Here is an 18,553-nt window from a genome sequence, read left to right on the forward strand (position 1 = left end):
GATCTTTAAGGGCAGGTATCGCCCAGCAGCAGCTCGGTTTTGAGCAGCTGCTGGGTTTTTGGTATTCGGCCTAAAATCATTTTGGCTGCCACACGTCCTTTACCTGCGCTGTCCTGGCGTACGGTGGTTAAACGTGGCGCCCGGTACTGCCCTTCGGCAATGCCGTCAAAGCCGGTAATTCGTAACTCCCCTGGGACGTGAATGCCTCGCTGCTCTGCTAGCGTTAGCGCAGTGAGTGCAATTCGGTCTGACATGCATAGTAGTAGATCTGGACGCTGCTCAGCGGGCAGATCGATGATCTCGGTAATCACCGGCGAGCACACGTCAAACACGTTCTCTTCAATATTCCACAGCGGAACCTGTTCGGTATCAAAGCCATGCTCAGTGAGCGCGGCATGAAAACCGGCCAGGCGCGCACGGCTTATCGTGCTGCTGTCGGGCAGCATCGTGTGCTCTTTGGTCACCCGGCCATTGCAGTGCTCTTTAGTTAAACGCAGGTTGATAATGGCAGGCCGAAGAGGGCGCTGCTTAAGCGCATGGGTTGCCATCGCGTAGCTGGCATCACGATCATCGATGTGCACGGTAGGGCTGCCGTCGATATCGAAGTCTACCGACACCAAAGGGCGTTGAGAGGACAGTTCGTTCAGCAGTTTATTGTTGGGCATCAGCCCGTAAACGATAAATCCATCGGCGATATTAGCCGAGCCGGGTGGCTGGGAAGCATGGCCTCGGCCCGGTAATAACAGCATGGTATGGCCGTGGGCATCCAGCACTTCAGCCACGCCAGAGAGAAACTCACTGGCCACGGCATCGTTCAGGCTGTAAGTCAGGCTTTCGGCCAGAATCACCGCCACGATGCTGGAGCGTCCGGTGCGCAGGCTGCGTGCTTTGGCGTCGGGTCCACTATACCCCAGCCGCTTAGCTTCCTTAAGAATGCGGTCGCGCAGTAGCGGGGAGAGCTGGTCGGGTCGGTTAAAGGCGTTGGAAATCGTCGCGGTTGAGACGCCGAGTTCGAGCGCAAGATCCTTTAGGGTCATTCGGCGAGGGGCGGTCACGGTGCTTCCTAAACAGGTGAAGAACGTTAGCGGAGAGGGTGCGTGCCTGACACATATACAGCGCAGGCTAATTATTAACTTGTAGTGCACAAGAATAACGGCCTTGATGGTGTGACGACTACACTCTTTGGGAAGACGTTTCACCCAGCCAAGGCCGTGATGGGGCTTTCTAGCAGTATTTAAGCTGCTGTGCGTGTAGCAGAGAGGATTAACGCGGCCCCGCTTTCGTCGAACAGATGTACATGCTCGGTATCCGGTACCAGCGATACCTGCTGGCCCTCTTGCCACTGGCTGGGCGCTTCGCTGCGATGGATCAGCAAGGTAGAGCCCTCTTTCGGCTCCAGATACACGTAGACTTCGTTACCCAGGTATTCAACGTTGACGATATCAAAGCAGTTATCGCCCTGAGGCGCTTCCAGGCGAAGGTGCTCGGGGCGCACGCCAAGTGTGAGCGAGGTGCCTTTCGAGTAAGCGTCGCCCGCTTGGGGCAATGATACTTCTCCCACTCCCGCCGCTTTCACTCGGCAGCCGTCGGCGGTGCCGCTCAGTAGCTCGGCGGGCATAAAGTTCATGGTGGGTGAGCCAATAAAGCCGGCTACGAATTTAGTGGCCGGACGCTGGTACTTTTGCAGCGCTGGCTCCATGGCGGCCCAGAACGCACCCATTTCAGGAATGTTGGGCATCGGCATGCCCACTTCGGCGTTTTCCAGCGTAGCGGCAATGTTGGGGTTATCCGCCAGCTCCGCCTGATAGTTGATATGGGCAACCGCACCCAGCGAACCATCGCTGTTGAAGGTGCGCATACCCTCTTCGCTGAGCAGGTAGTTCTCTAAAAACTCCACCGCCAGGAAGTCGTTGGGCGTGGCGGAGTTGATCATCGCGGCCGTCACGCCAAACATCGGTCGGGCGCGCTCGTCGCCTACCCGGGGCAGCAGCGCCACGCCATAATCGATGCCGCTGCGCTCCAGGTTGGGCCACGCCCAGGGGCCGCTGATCATGGTGGCTACTTCGCCTTGGTTGAAGCGGGTATCCATCAGGTTGTAGTCGGTGCCCCGGGGCACTACGCCGCTATCGATCAGCTCCACCAGCAGCTCGGCCCCCTGTAGGGCACCGGCATTGTTGACCCCAATGTCGCTGACATCATAGCCGCTATCGGTTTGCTTGAACGGGTAGCCGCCGTTGGCGGCTAGCAGCGTCCAGCCGTAGTAGGGTTCGCTGTAATCGAACAGGATGGCTTTCTTGCCTTCTTGAGCCAGCGTGGCGTCCAGCTCCATCAGTTCGGCAAAGCTATCGGGGGGTGTTTCCACCAGCGCTTTGTTGTAAATCAGCCCAAGGGATTCCACGGAAATCGGGTAGGCATAGGTATCGCCGTTCCACAGCGCGGCTTCCCAGGTGAAGTCGTAGAACGCTTCACGGAAGCTGTCGCTGGGTGCAATCGGTTTGAGTAGGCCGCTCTGTGCCCATTCACCCATGCGGTCGTGGGCCCAAATCACGATATCCGGCCCTTGGCCGCTGCCTGCCGCCTGCTGGAAGCGGTCGGTCAGGTTGTCCGGAAACACAACTTCCACTTCGATGCCGGTCTCTTCTAAGAACTGGTCGGCGACCGCGCGGATGCCTTCCTGGCCTTTATTGTCGCCCATCCAGATGGTTAAACGGTCATCCTCAAAGGCGAAGGCGGGGAGTGTGGCGGTGGCTGCTAGCGTAGCGGCGAGCAGCGGCGTGAAAAATGGACGAACCATTGCCATGATGTGCATACCTCGTTGTGACGTTGTTGTTGTCGGGCACGTTCGTTGTTGGACGTGCTTTGTTCACTGCCAGCGTCTCTAATTCAGCGCAAGGCCACCTCCTCCTTGGGGGGAGGAGGGGTGGCGTATCCAAGGGGCGTAGAGTAAAGGTAGAAGCGTAGGCGGTCAGGGCGCGACATCGTCGTTGTAAAACCCACCGGAAAGGGCAGCAGGCGATAATATTTTGTAGTAAAATTACACGAATTATTGCGTATAATGCCTCATATAAGATAGATTTTAGGTAATCTAACTACATTAGACGGCCTAATTATAAACAGGAGTTGAGATGAGCCAGTCACATGCCCCGCTGGGCGATCCGAATCACGCTATTGATTTAGCGCTTTTTGGGGCGCTAGGCGACCTTGCCATGCGCAAGCTGTTTCCTGCGCTGTATCATCTTGACCGCGAAGGCTTAATGCCCGAAAGCACGCGGATCATGGGGCTGGCGCGTCAGGAGCACGACACTGCCGCGTTCCGTCAGCTGGTCAAGGGCGCGCTGCAGAAGCGCCTGAAAAAAGAGGAGCAGGACAAGGCAAGCCTTGAACGCTTCCTGAACCGCTTAGAGTATCTCAAGCTCGACTTTGCCACCGCAGAGGGCTACGACGCCATTCGCCAGTGGCGCGAAGGCAGCAAGCGCCCAATGGTGGTCTACCTCTCCGTCGCCGCGCGTATTTATGGCGACATTTGCCGCAATCTCCAGGCCAGCAACAGCCTGGATGACGATACCCGCGTGGTAGTGGAAAAGCCGATTGGTTATGACTTGGCCTCTTCAGAAGAGATCAATGACGCCATCGGTGCCGTGTTCCCTGAATCACGCATTTATCGCATTGACCACTACCTGGGTAAAGAGACGGTTCAAAACCTGATCGCCCTGCGCTTTGCCAATCCGCTGTTCGGCACCCAGTGGAACCAGAACCATATCTCCCACGTCGAGATTACCGTCGCCGAAAAAGTGGGTATTGAAGGCCGCTGGGGCTACTTTGATGATGCGGGCCAGCTGCGCGATATGGTGCAGAATCACCTGCTGCAACTGCTCTGCCTGATTGCCATGGACCCGCCTTCCAACCTGGATGCCGATGCCATCCGTGACGAGAAGGTAAAAGTGCTCAAGGCGCTGAAGCCGTTTACCGGCGAAGCGTTGGGCCGCGACGTGGTGCGTGGCCAGTACATTGCCGGTACCAGCGATGGCCAGGCTGTGCCGGGCTACCTGGAAGAAGAGGGTGCCAACACCCAGAGCCAGACCGAAACCTTCGTGGCCATGAAGACCGAAGTGTCCAACTGGCGCTGGGCTGGCGTGCCGTTCTATCTGCGCACCGGTAAACGGATGCCGGAGAAACTGTCGCAAATCGTCATTCATTTCCGTCAGCAACCGCACTACATCTTTGATCCGGACCAGCGCGGCATCGCCTCCAACAAGCTGATTATCCGCCTGCAGCCGGAAGAGGGCATTGCCCTTCAGGTGCTCACCAAGGATAGCGGCCTGGATAAAGGCATGCGCCTGCGCCCTGGCCCGCTGCACCTGGATTTCAACAGCGCCTTCCCGAAATCGCGTATCCCGGATGCCTACGAGCGTCTGCTGCTAGAAGTCATGAAAGGCCAGCAGTACTTGTTTGTGCGCCGGGATGAAGTGGAGCACGCGTGGCGCTGGTGCGACCAGCTCATCAGCGGCTGGAAAGCACGCGAAACCCCGCCGCGCCGCTACCCGGCAGGCTCTTGGGGGCCGGTCGCCTCTATTGCCATGATTACCCAGGATGGCCGCAGCTGGTACGAGGATTATTAACATGAGCGAAGCACGTCAAGCGCTAGCCGAGCAGCTAGCGGAAGCCGTCTATCAGGCGCTAGCCGATGACCTTGTCAACCAATCACGTGCGCTGCTGGTGGTCTCCGGTGGCTCAACGCCCGTGCCGTTTTTCAAGGCGCTGGCACAAAAGCCGCTGGAGTGGGCGCGGGTAGATATCACCCTGGCCGACGAGCGCTGGGTAGATGAGCAAAGCAGCGACAGCAACGCCAAGCTGGTGCGCGAGAACCTGCTGCAGGGCCCGGCGGCGGCGGCTAACTTCGTGCCGCTCACCTCGGACGCTGGCACCCCGGAAGAGGGCGTGCCAGCGGTGGCAGAAGCAACGGCAGGACTTGCCTGGCCCGCGAGCGTCGTCATTTTAGGCATGGGCGGCGATGGCCACACGGCTTCGCTGTTCCCCGATAGCCAAGAGCTGGGCCTAGCGCTTTCTACCGATGAGCCGCTAGTGGCCGTGCGCACCCCCAGCCAGCCGCAGCCGCGTATTACCTTCTCGGCGGACCGCCTGCATCAGGCGAAGCGCCACATTCTACATATCACCGGCGACGATAAGCGTGCCGTATTGGCCAACGCCATGGGTGGTGACGATGTTCGCACGCTGCCGATTCGCGCGTTTCTATCTTGCCCGCTGGCGATCTACTGGGCGCCCTAATAAACCGCCTTCGCCAATAACAATTTGCTTGGAGACTCACTGATGACCATCGATAAACAGCTTCCCTCAACGCGCACCGCCGAGCTAGACAGCATTTGCCTAAAAGCCGAAGTGATCCCGGTGATCACCATCGAGCGCCTGGAAGACGCCGTGCCGCTGGGCCGAGCTCTGGTCGAAGGCGGCCTGACCGTGCTGGAAATTACCCTGCGTACCGACTGCGCCCTGGAAGCCATCAAGCGCATGAAAGAGGCGCTACCGGGTGCCAGCATTGGGGTCGGCACCGTGCTGACGCCCGCGCAATATCGCCAAGCCGAGCAAGTCGGCGCTGATTTCGTCGTTACGCCAGGTGCCACCGACGCGCTTTACCGCTACGGCGTAGAGAGCCCGGTGCCGATGCTGCCGGGCGTTTCTACCATTTCTGAGCTGATGACCGGCTGGCAGTACGGCTACCGCCGCTTCAAGTTCTTCCCGGCAGAGTCCAGCGGCGGTGCCAAGGCGATCAAAGCGTTCGGCGCGCCAATTCCTGAAGCGCGTTTCTGCCCCACGGGCGGTATTACCGTTGATAACGCTGAATCTTACCTGTCACTACCCAACGTGATGTGTGTCGGCGGCTCTTGGCTGACGCCGAAAGCCATGGTCGATGCCGAAGATTGGGACGGCATTCGCGAACTGGCCCGCCAAGCAGCGGAGCGTTTCCACCACTAAACGGTTCCACCACTTATGTAAAACACAGTACCGAGCACTCTCGTCACTTGCCTCACTGATGTCGGGTCGTGTGAGCAAGGCGTTTGCCCGAGCATGTCGCCATGCTCGGGCTTTTTTACGTCTACACCTAAAGGGGATACTTCCGTTAGTTAATAGGCGTGATACGCTAACTTAAACGATTAAGTTGACCGATTAAGTTAAGGTTTTAAGCATGACGTTAGCGGATTTTGAGCCTCAGCATCCTGCGCTGCATTTTACTCCTCCGATGGGGTGGATGAACGACCCCAACGGGCTGGTGTTTTTCGAGGGCGAGTACCATCTGTTTTATCAGTACCACCCGTTCAGCACCGTCTGGGGGCCGATGCACTGGGGGCATGCGGTCAGTCGCGACCTGTGTCACTGGCAGCATTTGCCCATCGCGCTGGCACCCAACGAAGACGGCGCCTGCTTTTCGGGTAGTGCCGTGGTCGATGAGCACGATATGACGGGGCTGTTCGAGGGCCAGCCGGGGCTCGTGGCGTTTTACACCTGCCATAAGGTGCTCTCCGATGACCCGCAGGATTACCAGCAGTCCCAGTGCCTGGCGTACAGCCGCGACAGGGGCCGTACCTGGCAGCGCTACGAGGGGAGTCCGGTTCTGCCACCGCCTGGATTTAAAGATTTCCGCGACCCTAAAGTGGTTTGGCATGGCCCTAGCCAGCGCTGGGTAATGGCGCTGGCCTGTGGGCAGGAGATTCACTTCTATACCTCCCATAACCTGCTGGAGTGGCAGTTTGCCAGCGCCTTTGGCGAAGGCGAGGGCGCGCATACCCAGCACCCCTGGGAGTGTCCGGATCTGTTTGAGCTGCCGGTGGACGGCGCTGGGTCGGATGAGCCCGCCACGCGCTGGGTGCTGGTGGTGGGGATTGGCGCCACGCCGGATAACCCGTTTGGCTCGTTTACCCAGTACTTTATCGGCGAGTTTGACGGCCAGCGTTTCACCAATGACAACGCTGCCGACGTCGTGCTGATGATGGACGAAGGGCGGGATTTCTACGCGGTGCAGAGCTGGTCGAATACCCCCGGGCGGCAGCTTGCGCTGGCGTGGTTGAACAACTGGCAGTACGCCAATCATGCCCCCGAAACGGGCTGGCGGGGCACCATGAGCCTGCCGCGAGAGCTGACGCTGCGTGCGACTTCTCGTGGGGTGCGGTTACGACAGCGCTTTGCTCGCGAAGCAGCTCAAGCGCTCAGCGCCCCAAGCCACATATCGCCTCGCTCGCTTCAAACGGCAGGGGAGCACTGCATTGCTTTGCCAGAGGGCGCGGCGGTTTACGGCCAGCTGACGCTGGTGCTTAAAGCAGGCACAAGGCTGGCGCTGTCGCTGCAGCAGGGCTATCAGCAGCGGCTGTGGCTGACCGCAGGCGAATCAACAACGTCGCTACACTATGAGCGTCAAGGGAGTAACGGTCAGGCCACCTTTGATGAGCACTTTGCCTGCGACCACGCGGCGGGCAGCGTCGATGGGTTAACGGTGACGGTAACGTGGTGGTGCGATCACGGCACGCTGGAAATGTTGGTCGACGGGGCCACTGAACAGCGCAGCATCACTCAGGTTAGCTTTGTCGATCATCGCCGTCAGCCGGTGACGTTGGAAGTCGTCAGTGGGCGGGTGGAGGTGGCAGAAGGGGGCATCCAAAGCGCCGTCGAGTAGCGGCCTCGACGACGCTCAGTGCTAGCCTGCCGAGCTGCGCAGGGCTTCAATATCAGCGTGGGTGGGCAGCGCGGCATACGCGCCGGGGCGGGTGACCGCGTGGGCACCGCAGCGGCAGGCAATGTCCACTGCGCGGGTGAGAAATGCGCTGTCCTGGTGCCAGCTCTCGCTGATGCCGTAGCTTGAAAGCTCCGCGAGCAGGCCGCCAATAAAGGCATCGCCACCGGCGGTGGTGTCCACCGCCGTGACGCTGGGCGGCGTCACGGTTTGGTCAATGCCGATGCCTTTGAGCACCACATTATTGGGGCCGTCGGTAATTACAATCACCTTCACCCCTGCGGCCATGCGCTCGGCTAACCACGCCTCTGGTGGGTGGTCGCCACGCAGGTAGTCCAGCTCTTCGAGAGAGACTTTGACCAGCTCGGCGCTATCGACCAGCTCGGTGACCAGCCAAGGATCTGCCGCACCCTCTGCCCACAGGTTGTGGCGCAGGTTGGCGTCCACGCTCACCAGACAGCCTGCGCGCTTGGCCATGGCGGCAATCGCGAGGGTGGTCTCGGCAATTTCGGGGTCGGTCAGGCTGTTGCTACACAGGTGAACGATGGCGGGCTGCTCGAACACGCCGTGGGGAAGGTTTTCCAAGCGGTAGAGCAGGTCGGCGGCCGGTGGGCGGTAGAAATCGAAGGTGCGCTCGCCGCTGCTGTCGCGGGAGACAAACGCCAGCGCCGTGCGCGCCTCTTTGGTAAGCACGACGCCCTGGGTATCCACGCCGTGGCTTTTCAGCTCACGAATTAGAAAGTGCCCAAACGTATCATCACCCACCATGCCCAAAAACTGGCTGGGCACGTTGAGCCGTGCGCAGGCCACCGCCACGTTGGCGGGCGCGCCGCCAGCATAGGGGGTAAAGGTTTCCTGCCCTGTGTTATCGCCTAACCGGCTAGAGAGCATATCAATCAAGGCTTCACCGAAAGCAATCACCGGTGTCATAGGTCTTTCCTTGTCATTATTGGCATCAATGTTGAGTGAGCGTACTAAGCGACGCAGTGGCCGCGGGCGGCCTCCAGCAGTTCGTACCAGGCTTCTCTGGGCAGCGTTTCCGGGCCGTCCAGCATATCGGCAATACGCTCCGGTTTCACGCTGCCTACGACCGGTACTGGGCGGCCGGGCAGGGTGCGGAGCCAGGCCAGCGCCAGCGCGCCGGGTGTGCTGTTAAGCTCGCCTGCTAAACGGTTCAATACGCGGCTCACTTCACCCTGCATCAGTTGGCCGCCCGCCAGCGGAGACCACGCCATGGGCGCATGGCCATCGGCACCGAGGTCGTCAAAGCTGCCGTCAAACAACGGCGCGCTATGGGCAATCGAAAGCTCGATTTGGTTGGCGCGTAGCGGGTGATGCATGTGGCGTTGCAGCCTGCGCCACTGGCTGGGTAGATGGTTGGAAACACCCGCCGCGCCAATCTTGCCCGCGTCGATGGCATCGTCCAGTGCACGGCCGGTGGCCTCGGCATTCATCAGCAGGTCCGGGCGGTGAATCAGAAAGTGATCCAGACGCTCGACGCCCAGGCGGCCCAGCGCATCGTCAATGGCGCGGCCCAAGTAGTCCGGGCTGGCATTGTAGTGCTTGACCTTACCGGAACCGGGGGCCGGGTTGTCGTTGGCGATGCTGGCTTTGGTAACGACATTCAACCGCTTGGCCAGTGCCGGGCGGGCGCGCAGCGCTTGGCCAAACAGTGTTTCGCATGCTCCGTTGCCGTAAATGTCGGCATGGTCGAACCAGTGCAGACCCTGCTCTAAGCGAGCTTCGATCCAGTCGGCCAAATGGCTCGCCTGGTGCATCTCTTGCTCTTCATGCAGGCGCATCATGCCGAGTACGAACGGCACGTCAAAGGTCACAGCAGCCATGGCGTTTCCCACCAATTAAAAGACTTCTTCGTTATGCAGCGCTTCGGCGGCACCCAGCAGGCCGGTCCATGGGTGAGTCACAATCCACACCGGGATGTCGGCGTTGTAAGCGCCCATGCGCCCTTTATTGACGAAACTTGCGCGCAGCTCACACTTGGGCAGCCAGTCCAACAGGCGGGGCAGAATGCCGCCGCAGAGATACACGCCGCCGCGCGCACCCATGGTCAGGGTGGCATCGCCGCACACGTCGCCGAGAATTTTCAAAAAGCGCAGCAGGGTAGCCGTGGCCAGGTCATCGCCCTGGTTGGCCGCTTGGGTCACCTCGGCGGGGGTCTCGCAGCGCGGCGTTTGGCCTTCCAGGGTGCAGTGGGCTTGGTATAGCTCTAGCAGCCCCTGGCCGCACAGAATGCGCTCGACGCTCACCCGCTGGTGGCGCTGTAAGAACACGTCCAGCAGCGCGCGTTCGGTGGTGTCGGTAGGCGCAAAGGTGACATGACCGCCTTCGGTGGGCAGCGGAATCCAGGCGTGCTGGCCGGGGAACACCCCGGCCACGCCCAAACCCGTACCGGGGCCGATGACCAAGCGGGTCGAGTGCGACTGGGCTTCCCCAGGCTGCACTTCCACCAGGTTATCTTCCCCCACGTGGGGAACGCCCAGTGCTTGGGCGGTGAAGTCATTGATGACTTTAAACAGCGACAGATTCAGCGCCTGCTGAACGTCGCTTTTCATAAAGTCCCAATGGTTGTTGGTCATTTTCACCCGCTCGGCATGTACCGGGCAGGCGAACGCCAGGCAGGCTTCTTTGGGCGCGTTTTCGCCTGTGGCGCCTACCCGAGCGAGGTAGTCTTGAATCGCCTCGATCACGCCGGGGTAATCGGCGCAGGGCAGGTTAAGAATGTCGTGGGGCGTGACCTCGCCCGGCGTAACCAGCGCCAGGCGAGCATTCGTGCCGCCAATGTCCCCGATTAATGCCGGTCGCATCAGGCGTCCTCTTGAAAAATCTGACCTTCTTGACGAGCGAGATCGTCGGCTTCGAAGCCGCCCAACGAGCCTGCGCCTTCTTCGCCGCGCATTGCCAAGTGGCGGAAGCCCGAGAACAGCTCGCGGCCCAGGCCCACATGGTAGTGATCCAAATTGGCGACGACGAGCTCACGCTCGGCCCAGGTGGCGGCGTCTACCTTGGCTTCCAGCGTACCGGCGTTGGCATCCAGGCGCACCACGTCGCCATCGCGCAGCTTGGCCAGCGGGCCGCCGTCGAGCGCTTCCGGGCTCATGTGGATAGAGGCGGGTACTTTGCCCGATGCGCCGGACATGCGGCCATCGGTGACGAGGGCCACCTTGAAGCCACGGTCCTGAAGTACGCCCAGGAACGGTGTTAGTTTGTGCAGCTCGGGCATGCCGTTGGCTTTGGGGCCCTGGAAGCGCACGACGACGATCACGTCGCGGTCCAGCTCGCCCGACTCGAACGCCGCTTTCATCTCGTTCTGGTCTTCGAAGATCTTCACCGGCGCTTCGACGATGCGGTGCTCTTCGGCTACCGCCGAGACCTTGATCACGCCACGGCCCAGGTTGCCTTTCATCACGGTCAGGCCGCCGGTGGGAGCGAAGGGTGTCGCGACCGGGCGCAGCACTTCTTCGTCCAGGCTGTTTTCCGGGCCTTCGCGCCAGACCACTTTGCCATCTTCCAGGAAGGGCTCTTGGGTGTAAGCGGTCAGGTCGGTGCCAAACACGGTGGGAATGTCACCGTGGAGCAGGCCCGCGCCTAGCAGTTCGCGGAACAGGTAGCTCATGCCGCCTGCGGCCTGGAAGTGGTTGATGTCTGCTTGGCCGTTGGGGTACACCTTCATCAGGCTGGGGGTGACCGCTGACAGATCGGTGAAGTCATCCCAGTTGAGGGTAATGCCTGCCGCTGCCGCCATAGCAATCAGGTGCATGGTATGGTTGGTCGAACCACCGGAGGCCAGCAGGCCGACCACGGCGTTGACGATGGCGCGCTCGTCGATCTGCTTATAGAACGGACGATACTCGCCGCCGGGTTCGGTGTTGCGAATGGCCTGCTCGGTGGCGTAGCGGGTGAGCGCTTCGCGCATCTCGGTGCCTGGGTTGACGAACGAGGTGCCCGGCAGGTGCAGGCCCATCACTTCCATCATCAGCTGATTGGAGTTGGCGGTGCCGTAGAAGGTGCAGGTGCCGGGGCTGTGGTAAGAGTCGGACTCCGCCTGCAGCAGCTCCTCGCGGCCCACCTTGCCTTCGGCGTAGAGCTGGCGAATGCGCGCTTTCTCCTTGTTCGGCAAGCCGCTCGGCATCGGGCCTGCGGGTACGAACATGGCGGGCAAGTGACCAAAGCGCGCCGCGCCAATGAATAGTCCGGGAACGATTTTATCGCATACGCCGAGGTAAAGCGCGGCATCAAACATGTTGTGCGACAGGCCCACGGCGGTGGCCATGGCAATTACATCGCGGGAGAACAGCGAGAGTTCCATGCCCGGCTGGCCTTGGGTTACGCCATCGCACATGGCGGGTACGCCACCGGCAAACTGCGCGGTAGAACCCATGGCGCGGGCGGCCGCTTTGATGGTTTCCGGGAAGGTTTCGAACGGCTGGTGGGCCGAGAGCATGTCGTTGTACGAAGAAATAATCCCTAGGTTGGCGCTGTTCATCAGCTTCAGGGAGTCTTTCTCCTGGGCGCTACAGGCAGCAAAGCCGTGGGCCAGGTTGCCGCAGGAGAGCTCGGCACGATGCACGCCACGCTTGTGCTGGTCGGCCATGCGGCGCTCGTAGAGAGCGCGGCGCTCGGCAGAGCGTTCACGAATGCGTTGGGTAACCTTAGCAACCGTAGGATTGAGTGTGGCGGGTGTTGAACCAGGCATAGAGACCTCTGCATGTGTAGAGACGGTGAATCCAGATTTGTAGTTATTTTACATCTTATGGCGTCGATATAAGAGACTTTACGGCAATAAAAACGCTATTTATAGATTAAGTTGTAGTTTTATTACCCGAAAGGATGAGTCGGATGATCCCAGCGTCCAGCCCATGATAGCCAAAAAGCGCTCATGGGCCGAACGCGCCTGCTCAGGAGTCGACCTCGTCGCTGCTGATATGGAACAGCATGGCATACAGGGTGGGTACGGCAATCAGCGTCAGCAGCGAGGCAAACGCCAGGCCGCCCATGATGGTCACCGCCATGCTGTTGAAGAAGGCGTCGGCCAAAAGCGGCAGCATGCCGAGGATGGTGGTACCAGCGGCCAGGAAGACCGGCCGCAAGCGGCTGATGCTGGCGTCCACCAGAGCAGAAAAGCGCGCCTTGCCCTCCTTGATCTGCCCATCGATCTCGTCCACCAGCACGATGGCGTTTTTCATCAGCATGCCCGACAGGCTGAGCATGCCCAGCAGGGCGGTAAACGAGAAGGGCAGGCCGGTCACCAGCAGGCCAATCACCACGCCACACACCGACATGGGCACCACCAGCCAGATGATCAGCGGCTGCTTGAGCTTGCCAAACAGCAAAATCGAGGTCAGCAGCATCACCAGCAGGCTGATGGGCAACTGCTGGGCCAGCGCCTCCTGGGCATCGCCGGAATCCTCGTGTTCACCTCCCCAGCTCAGCTGGTAGCCCGGTGGCAGCGTCATGGCCTCGATCTCTTCGCGAATGCCGCCGAAGGTCTGGGCGGCGGTATAGCCCTCGGCGGGGTCGGCCCCGACGGTCAACGTGCGCACCCGGTTGCGGCGTTGAATCAGCGCTTCCTCGCTATCGGTATCGAAGGAGGAGACCACCTGACTGATGGGCACGAAGCGCTGCTGCGCGGCGCTCCACACGTTGCGGTTTTCCAGCAGTGCCACATCGTCCCGCTCGGCCGCCGGGGGGCGGGCGACGATGGGCAGCAGGTGCTCGCCTTCACGGTAGGTGCCTGCCCGAATGCCCGACGAGGCAAACTGTAGAGTCTGGGTGATGTCTTCACGACTGACCCCGGCAATGCGGGCGCGCTCCTCGTTGATGCGCGGGCGCACTACCAGCTCCTGCTGGCGCCAGTCGGTGCGCTGGTCGATCAGGTAGGGGCTGTCGGCCATGATGCGCTGGGCCTGGTCGGCCAGCGAGCGCAGCACTTCCGGGGAGGGCCCCTGAAAGCGCGCTTCGATGCCCGCGCCATCGCCCGGGCCAAATTGCAGCCGCTGGGTGCGTACCTGCGCGCTGGGAAACGCTTCGTTCAGCTCTCGGTAGAAGCGCTGGTCCAGCGCGGGAATGGCGTCCAGGTCTTCGGTGCGCACGATGAACTGAGCATAGGCGGTGTTGGGCTGCTCCGGGGCGTAGGTGAGCATGAAGCGGGTAGCGCCCTGGCCGATGAAGCTGGCCACCGATACCACGTCCTCCTGCTCCAGGATATACGCCTCGATATCGGCGGCGTAATCGGCGGTCGAGCGAATGTCGGTGCCTTGGGGTAGCTCCATATTGACGAAGAACAGCGGCGTGTTGGAGTCCGGAAAGAACGACTGGGGAATCAGGCTGAAGGCCCACAGGCACACGGCGGTGATCAGCACCAGCGCGCTGACGGTGATGATGCGCATGCCCAGCGCCAGCAGCAGCACCCGGCGATAGGCGCGATAGAGCAGGCCGCCGTACAGCTCGCGCTTGCTGGGCTCGTCCTCCTCCTCCTCGTTTTCGTGCTGGCGCTCGCCTGCTTTCTGCTCGTCAGCGGGCTGGTCCTCGTCGTCGCCTTTCTGGCGCAGCAGGTAGTAGCCAAACAGCGGGGTGACGGTGATCGCCAGCAGCCAGCTCAGCATCAGGGACACCAGAATGACCATGAACAGCGAGTAGAGAAATTCGCCGGTGACATCGTCCGACAGGCCAATACCGGCAAAGGCCATGATGCCGATCACCGTGGCGCCCAGTAGCGGCAGCTGGGCACGCTTGGCGGCGCTGCCTGCAGCCTCCTTGGCGCGCTGGCCGCGCTTGATGTTGGTGACCATGCCTTCGGCGACCACGATGGCGTTATCCACCAGCATGCCCATGGCGATGATCAGCGCCCCCAGCGAGATACGCTCCATCTCGATGTTTAACAGCCCCATGAACAGCAGGGTGCCCAGCACGGTGAGCAGCAGGGTACTGCCGACCACCACGCCGATGCGCCAGCCCATGGCCAGGCACAGCACCCCGATCACGATGGCCACCGACATGGCCAGGTTGAGCAGGAAGTCGTTGATGGCATCGTTGACCACATGGTGCTGTTCGTAGAGAGGATGTAGCTCTACGCCCAGCGGCAGGCGGCTTTTCAGCTCTTCCATGCGGGCTTCGACGGCTTCGCCCACTTCGATGATGTTGTCGTTGGCGGCGCCCGCAATGCCGAGCGTGAAGGCATCCTCGCCGTTATAGCGAATCAGCTGGTTGGGCTGGTCGCTGGGCTCGCGGTAGACGGTGGCGATATCCATCAGCGACACCTGTTCGGTGGTGCCGGGGCGGCCGATGCGGATGGCTTCGATCAGCGCGGTGCTGTCGATGTCGCTACGCGCCACCAGCCGCACCTGGCGTTCCCCTACCCGCAGGCTGCCCGCGTTTTCCACGGCGTTTTCGGTCTGGATGGTGTTGATGACCTGATTGATGGGAATGCCCAGGGTGGTCAGGCGCTCGTTGGAGATGTCGATGTAGATGGTCTCTTCCCGCTCGCCTGCGGTGGTCACCCTGGCCACGCCGGGTACTGCCAGCAGCTCGCGCTGAAGAAACGTCGAAATGTCGCGGATCTCCTGCGTGGTGAGCCCATCGGCCGTGACCGCATAGAAAAGGCCGTACACTTCACCGAAATCGTCGTTGACCTGGGAGCCCAGCACCCCCTCGGGCAGGTCGCCCTGGGCATCGTTGATCTTGTTGCGCAGCTCATCCCAGATTTGCGGCAGTTCGTGGCTGCGGTAGCTGGAGTGGACTTCCACCTGGATTTCCGAGCGCCCAGGTAGCGACTTCGACTCGATGACGTCGATCTGCTCCATCTCCTGGATGGCGCGCTCTAGACGTTCGGTGACCTCTTCTTCCACTTCCACGGCGGTGGCGCCGGGGTAGGGCGTATTGATGATGGCGTTGGGGATGGTGAAGGCGGGGTCTTCGAGTTTGCCCACCGTATTGAATCCCCAGATACCGCCCAACAGGCAGATCACCACGATCAGCCAGGTATTGAGAGGCCGTTCGATGGACAGCTTGGCGATGTTCATGGCGGCTCCTAGAGGGCGTTATCCAGCGGTTTGACGCGCATGCCGTCGCGCAGCAGGTGTACCCCGGCCGCCGCAATCGACTCGCCAGGCTGAACGCCTGCCACCAGCATCACGGCGTCGTCGCTCAGCTCACCCACGGTGACCTCCCGGGGCGATACCGTGCCCTCGTCGGGGTCGTAGACCCACACGCGAAAATCACCGCTCTCGGTGGTGTCCAGGGCGCTGGCTGGAATCATCATCACCCCGGACACCAGCCGCTCGGCGGGTTCGATGAACACGGTGGCCGTGGTGCCGGGCAGCGCCACCAGGTGCTCGCCTTGGGCGGGCGCGAACTCCACCTGATAGGTCTGGGCGACCTCGTCGGGCTCGGTGATGTGTTCGCGGTACTCCAGCGCAATGCGCTCGCCGGGCAGCGTGGCGATCTCGGCTTCGGCGTTGAAACCGTGTTCGCCATCGAGATGCTGCATCAGCGCTTCGGGCACGTTGATGCGAATGCGCAGCTCCGAGATGTCCTGAATACGGACGACTTCGGCATTGGGCGGCAGCGTGGTGTGGTTTTCCACCAGGCGGCGGGCAATCAGCGCATCAAAGGGCGCGTACAATGAGGTGTAGGCCAGCTCCTGGCGGGCGCTCTCCAGCTGGGTAGCGGCCAGCTCGGCATCAGTGCGGGCCGCTTCCAGCACCGAGGCGGAGACGGCGTTATGGCGATACAGATTTTCCTGCCGCTGCAGATGCTGGCGGGCCTGGGACAATTCCGCTTCCGCGGCGCGCACCTGCAAGGCGTAATCGGTTTGATCGAGCTGGGCGATCAGCTCGCCTTTGGCCAGCGTGGTGCCCTGTACGGCTGGAAAGGTGGTCAGGCGGCCGCCCACCTGAAAGGCCAGATTGACGGTGCTCACGGCATCGACGCGACCCACAAAACGACGGCCCGAAAAGGCCTGCTGCTGGCCAGTCTCAAACAGTTTGACCACCTGAGCCGGAGGCTCGGGGGGCTCTTCGGCGTCTCTGCAACCTGCCAATAACGTCACGCATGCCAGCAACCCGGCCAGAGTGGGTAGCCACTTCCCCTTGCGGATGAACCTCATCCAATGCCTCCCTGCAAGTCAATGGGGATCACGGTGGTGTGATGTATCCCCTGTTTCGTCAGCCCCCTATAATAGGTACTCTTAGCCACTTCGAACAGGTGTTTGGTTAAACGCCGCCCTAAATCGGTATTCACCCGAACTGCAAGGATGATCAGCGTGCACAGGAATCGCCCGTGGGGCCCCCGCCTCAAACCGTTCACCACTGCCTCGGCGCTGGCCTTGCTGCTGGCAGGCTGTGCGGTCGGCCCGGAGTATCAAACGCCCGACATTGAGCTGCCGGAGAGTTGGCCTGCCCATATCACTCTGGAGCAGCAGGCCCGTGACGACTGGCACCGTTGGTGGCAGCGCTTCGAAGACCCGGCGCTGAACCGGCTGGTCGAGCGCGCCAGCGAAGATAATCTCGAACTGGCGATTCAGTTGGCGCGCATTCGCGAGGCCCGGGCCCAGCTGGGGTTTGCCGATGCCGAGCGCTTTCCCACCGTGGGCTATCAGGCCGAAGCCAACCGTGAGCGCACTCCGGGGGCGGCGCTGCCCATCGATGTTCAGCCCGTGCAGGAGCTGCTGCCCATCGATGTTCAGTCCGTGCAGGAGCTGCTGACCTCCACCAACAACCAGTACTCCCTGGCCGCTAGCCTGGAGTATGAAATCGACCTGTGGGGGCGGCTAGCCAACCAGCGCGCTGCGGCCATGGCCGCCCTGCAGGAGAGCCTGTTTGCCAGAGACGCCGCCGAGCTGGGCGTGATCGGTGACGTGGTCACCACCTACGTCAGCCTGAAAAGTGCCGAAGCCCAGCAAGCGCTGATGGAGGAGACCCTGGCCGCGTACCAGGAGACCTATCGCCTTCAGGCGCTGCGCTTCGAGCATGGCGACATCAGCGAACTGGAACTGCGCCAGGCCGAAGCCGAGTGGCGCAACCTGCAGGCAGAGCTGCCGTCGCTCAAGCAGCAGGTGGAAACCCTGCGCGGGGCCCTGGGCACGCTGGTGGGCATGTCCCCCGATGAGCTGCTGACTACCCTGGACACCGGCACGTCGCGGCTGGACGACCTGGCCCAGCCGGTGGGCATACCTGCCATGATGCCGTCGGCGATGCTCCAGCGCAGGCCCGACATTCGCTCGGCAGAAGCGGCGCTGATCGCGGCCACCGCCCAGATCGGCGTGGCCGAGGCCAACCGCCTGCCGTCGCTCAATCTCAGCTCCTTTTTGGGCACTGCGGCCGCCAGCACCAGTGATCTGTTCAGCGATGTGGCCCGCACCTGGGGCGTCGGGGCCTCGGTGATGGGGCCGCTGTTCGACTTCGGTCGTAGCCAGTCCGGGGTGGAAAGCGCCGAAGCGCTGGCCGAACAGGCCGAAGCGCAGTATCGCCTGACCGTGCTGACCGCTTTCAACGAAGTGCGCGATGCGCTCTACAGCTACGACTTCAGCGAGCGACGGCTGGCCGCCATCGACGAACAGCTGGAGGCCGTTGCCCGTACCCGGGAGCTGGCCGTGCTGATGTACGACCAGGGGCAGGTGAGCCAGCTGGAGCGCCTGGACGCCGAACGCAACCTGCTCTCGGCCCGTTTGGCCCAGGCCGATGCGCGCCGTGAACAGCTGGCGGCCACGGCCACGCTGTTCAAGGCGCTGGGCGGTGGCTGGCAGGAAACCCCCGTTTACTGATTGCCGGTACGGTAACCACAGTCCGGGTGGCT

At 61.6% G+C, this 18,553-nt stretch carries 13 protein-coding genes; 5 read left to right on the forward strand and 8 right to left on the reverse strand.

Features of this window, described 5'->3' with window-relative positions; translation table 11 throughout:
* Positions 1-5: 5 nt before the first annotated feature.
* Positions 6-1,037 carry a LacI family DNA-binding transcriptional regulator gene (locus tag AC13CN_RS17055; protein WP_044629384.1) on the reverse strand — a complete coding sequence of 344 codons (1,032 nt, stop codon included), beginning with the start codon at positions 1,035-1,037 and terminating at the stop codon, positions 6-8.
* A gap of 197 nt (positions 1,038-1,234) precedes the next feature.
* Positions 1,235-2,800 carry a maltose/maltodextrin ABC transporter substrate-binding protein MalE gene (gene malE, locus AC13CN_RS17060; protein WP_253557061.1) on the reverse strand — a complete coding sequence of 522 codons (1,566 nt, stop codon included), beginning with the start codon at positions 2,798-2,800 and terminating at the stop codon, positions 1,235-1,237.
* Positions 2,801-3,125: 325 nt separating this feature from the next.
* Here malE and zwf point away from each other — a divergent pair, with 325 nt between their 5' ends.
* The 4 genes from zwf (at position 3,126) to AC13CN_RS17080 (ending at position 7,684) form a co-directional block, all read left to right on the forward strand.
* Complete coding sequence (gene zwf, locus AC13CN_RS17065) at positions 3,126-4,619, forward strand: glucose-6-phosphate dehydrogenase (protein ID WP_062360298.1); 1,494 nt, start codon at positions 3,126-3,128, stop codon at positions 4,617-4,619.
* Between the two features lies 1 nt (position 4,620).
* Positions 4,621-5,286 (forward strand): 6-phosphogluconolactonase, encoded by a 666-nt coding sequence (pgl, locus tag AC13CN_RS17070; protein WP_044629370.1) that lies wholly within the window; start codon positions 4,621-4,623, stop codon positions 5,284-5,286.
* Between the two features lie 42 nt (positions 5,287-5,328).
* A complete protein-coding gene (locus AC13CN_RS17075; protein ID WP_044629369.1) occupies positions 5,329-5,991 on the forward strand; it encodes a bifunctional 4-hydroxy-2-oxoglutarate aldolase/2-dehydro-3-deoxy-phosphogluconate aldolase in 663 nt (220 codons plus the stop codon).
* Positions 5,992-6,202: 211 nt separating this feature from the next.
* Positions 6,203-7,684 (forward strand): glycoside hydrolase family 32 protein, encoded by a 1,482-nt coding sequence (locus AC13CN_RS17080; RefSeq protein WP_253557063.1) that lies wholly within the window; start codon positions 6,203-6,205, stop codon positions 7,682-7,684.
* A 21-nt stretch (positions 7,685-7,705) separates the two neighbouring features.
* On the opposite strand, the gene AC13CN_RS17085 is transcribed toward AC13CN_RS17080, so the two are convergent.
* The 6 genes from AC13CN_RS17085 to AC13CN_RS17110 all read right to left on the reverse strand — a co-directional run bounded on the left by AC13CN_RS17085 (position 7,706) and on the right by AC13CN_RS17110 (position 16,865).
* A complete protein-coding gene (locus AC13CN_RS17085) occupies positions 7,706-8,671 on the reverse strand; it encodes a carbohydrate kinase family protein (RefSeq protein ID WP_058578348.1) in 966 nt (321 codons plus the stop codon).
* A gap of 44 nt (positions 8,672-8,715) precedes the next feature.
* Positions 8,716-9,585: an aldo/keto reductase gene (locus AC13CN_RS17090; RefSeq protein ID WP_253557440.1), complete on the reverse strand. Its 870-nt coding sequence runs from the start codon at positions 9,583-9,585 to the stop codon at positions 8,716-8,718.
* 15 nt (positions 9,586-9,600) lie between these two features.
* Positions 9,601-10,566 (reverse strand): glucokinase, encoded by a 966-nt coding sequence (gene glk / locus AC13CN_RS17095; RefSeq protein WP_058578350.1) that lies wholly within the window; start codon positions 10,564-10,566, stop codon positions 9,601-9,603.
* The gene (gene edd / locus AC13CN_RS17100) at positions 10,566-12,455 is read right to left on the reverse strand and encodes a phosphogluconate dehydratase (RefSeq protein ID WP_058578351.1); all 1,890 of its coding nucleotides are present in this window, start codon (positions 12,453-12,455) and stop codon (positions 10,566-10,568) included. The genes glk and edd overlap by 1 nt, the downstream gene beginning before the upstream one ends.
* 202 nt (positions 12,456-12,657) lie before the next feature.
* A complete protein-coding gene (locus tag AC13CN_RS17105; protein WP_483053281.1) occupies positions 12,658-15,780 on the reverse strand; it encodes an efflux RND transporter permease subunit in 3,123 nt (1,040 codons plus the stop codon).
* A gap of 8 nt (positions 15,781-15,788) precedes the next feature.
* Positions 15,789-16,865 (reverse strand): efflux RND transporter periplasmic adaptor subunit, encoded by a 1,077-nt coding sequence (locus AC13CN_RS17110; RefSeq protein ID WP_052509936.1) that lies wholly within the window; start codon positions 16,863-16,865, stop codon positions 15,789-15,791.
* Positions 16,866-17,012: 147 nt separating this feature from the next.
* On the opposite strand from AC13CN_RS17110, the gene AC13CN_RS17115 reads away from it, so the two are divergent.
* Positions 17,013-18,521, forward strand: a complete 1,509-nt coding sequence (locus AC13CN_RS17115; protein WP_483053282.1) for an efflux transporter outer membrane subunit — start codon at positions 17,013-17,015, stop codon at positions 18,519-18,521.
* Positions 18,522-18,553 lie beyond the last annotated feature (32 nt).

This window comes from Vreelandella sp. L-25 (genome assembly GCF_056857535.1).

Bases quoted from the DNA above. Each gene is read 5' to 3' on its own strand.
- pgl (WP_044629370.1), top strand. From the start codon at position 4,621: ATGAGCGAAGCACGTCAAGCGCTAGCCGAGCAGCTAGCGGAAGCCGTC.
- zwf (WP_062360298.1), top strand. From the start codon at position 3,126: ATGAGCCAGTCACATGCCCCGCTGGGCGATCCGAATCACGCTATTGAT.
- edd (WP_058578351.1), bottom strand. From the start codon at position 12,455: ATGCCTGGTTCAACACCCGCCACACTCAATCCTACGGTTGCTAAGGTT.
- AC13CN_RS17090 (WP_253557440.1), bottom strand. From the start codon at position 9,585: ATGGCTGCTGTGACCTTTGACGTGCCGTTCGTACTCGGCATGATGCGC.
- AC13CN_RS17115 (WP_483053282.1), top strand. From the start codon at position 17,013: ATGATCAGCGTGCACAGGAATCGCCCGTGGGGCCCCCGCCTCAAACCG.
- AC13CN_RS17080 (WP_253557063.1), top strand. From the start codon at position 6,203: ATGACGTTAGCGGATTTTGAGCCTCAGCATCCTGCGCTGCATTTTACT.
- AC13CN_RS17110 (WP_052509936.1), bottom strand. From the start codon at position 16,865: ATGAGGTTCATCCGCAAGGGGAAGTGGCTACCCACTCTGGCCGGGTTG.
- glk (WP_058578350.1), bottom strand. From the start codon at position 10,566: ATGCGACCGGCATTAATCGGGGACATTGGCGGCACGAATGCTCGCCTG.
- AC13CN_RS17085 (WP_058578348.1), bottom strand. From the start codon at position 8,671: ATGACACCGGTGATTGCTTTCGGTGAAGCCTTGATTGATATGCTCTCT.
- AC13CN_RS17105 (WP_483053281.1), bottom strand. From the start codon at position 15,780: ATGAACATCGCCAAGCTGTCCATCGAACGGCCTCTCAATACCTGGCTG.
- malE (WP_253557061.1), bottom strand. From the start codon at position 2,800: ATGGCAATGGTTCGTCCATTTTTCACGCCGCTGCTCGCCGCTACGCTA.
- AC13CN_RS17055 (WP_044629384.1), bottom strand. From the start codon at position 1,037: ATGACCCTAAAGGATCTTGCGCTCGAACTCGGCGTCTCAACCGCGACG.
- AC13CN_RS17075 (WP_044629369.1), top strand. From the start codon at position 5,329: ATGACCATCGATAAACAGCTTCCCTCAACGCGCACCGCCGAGCTAGAC.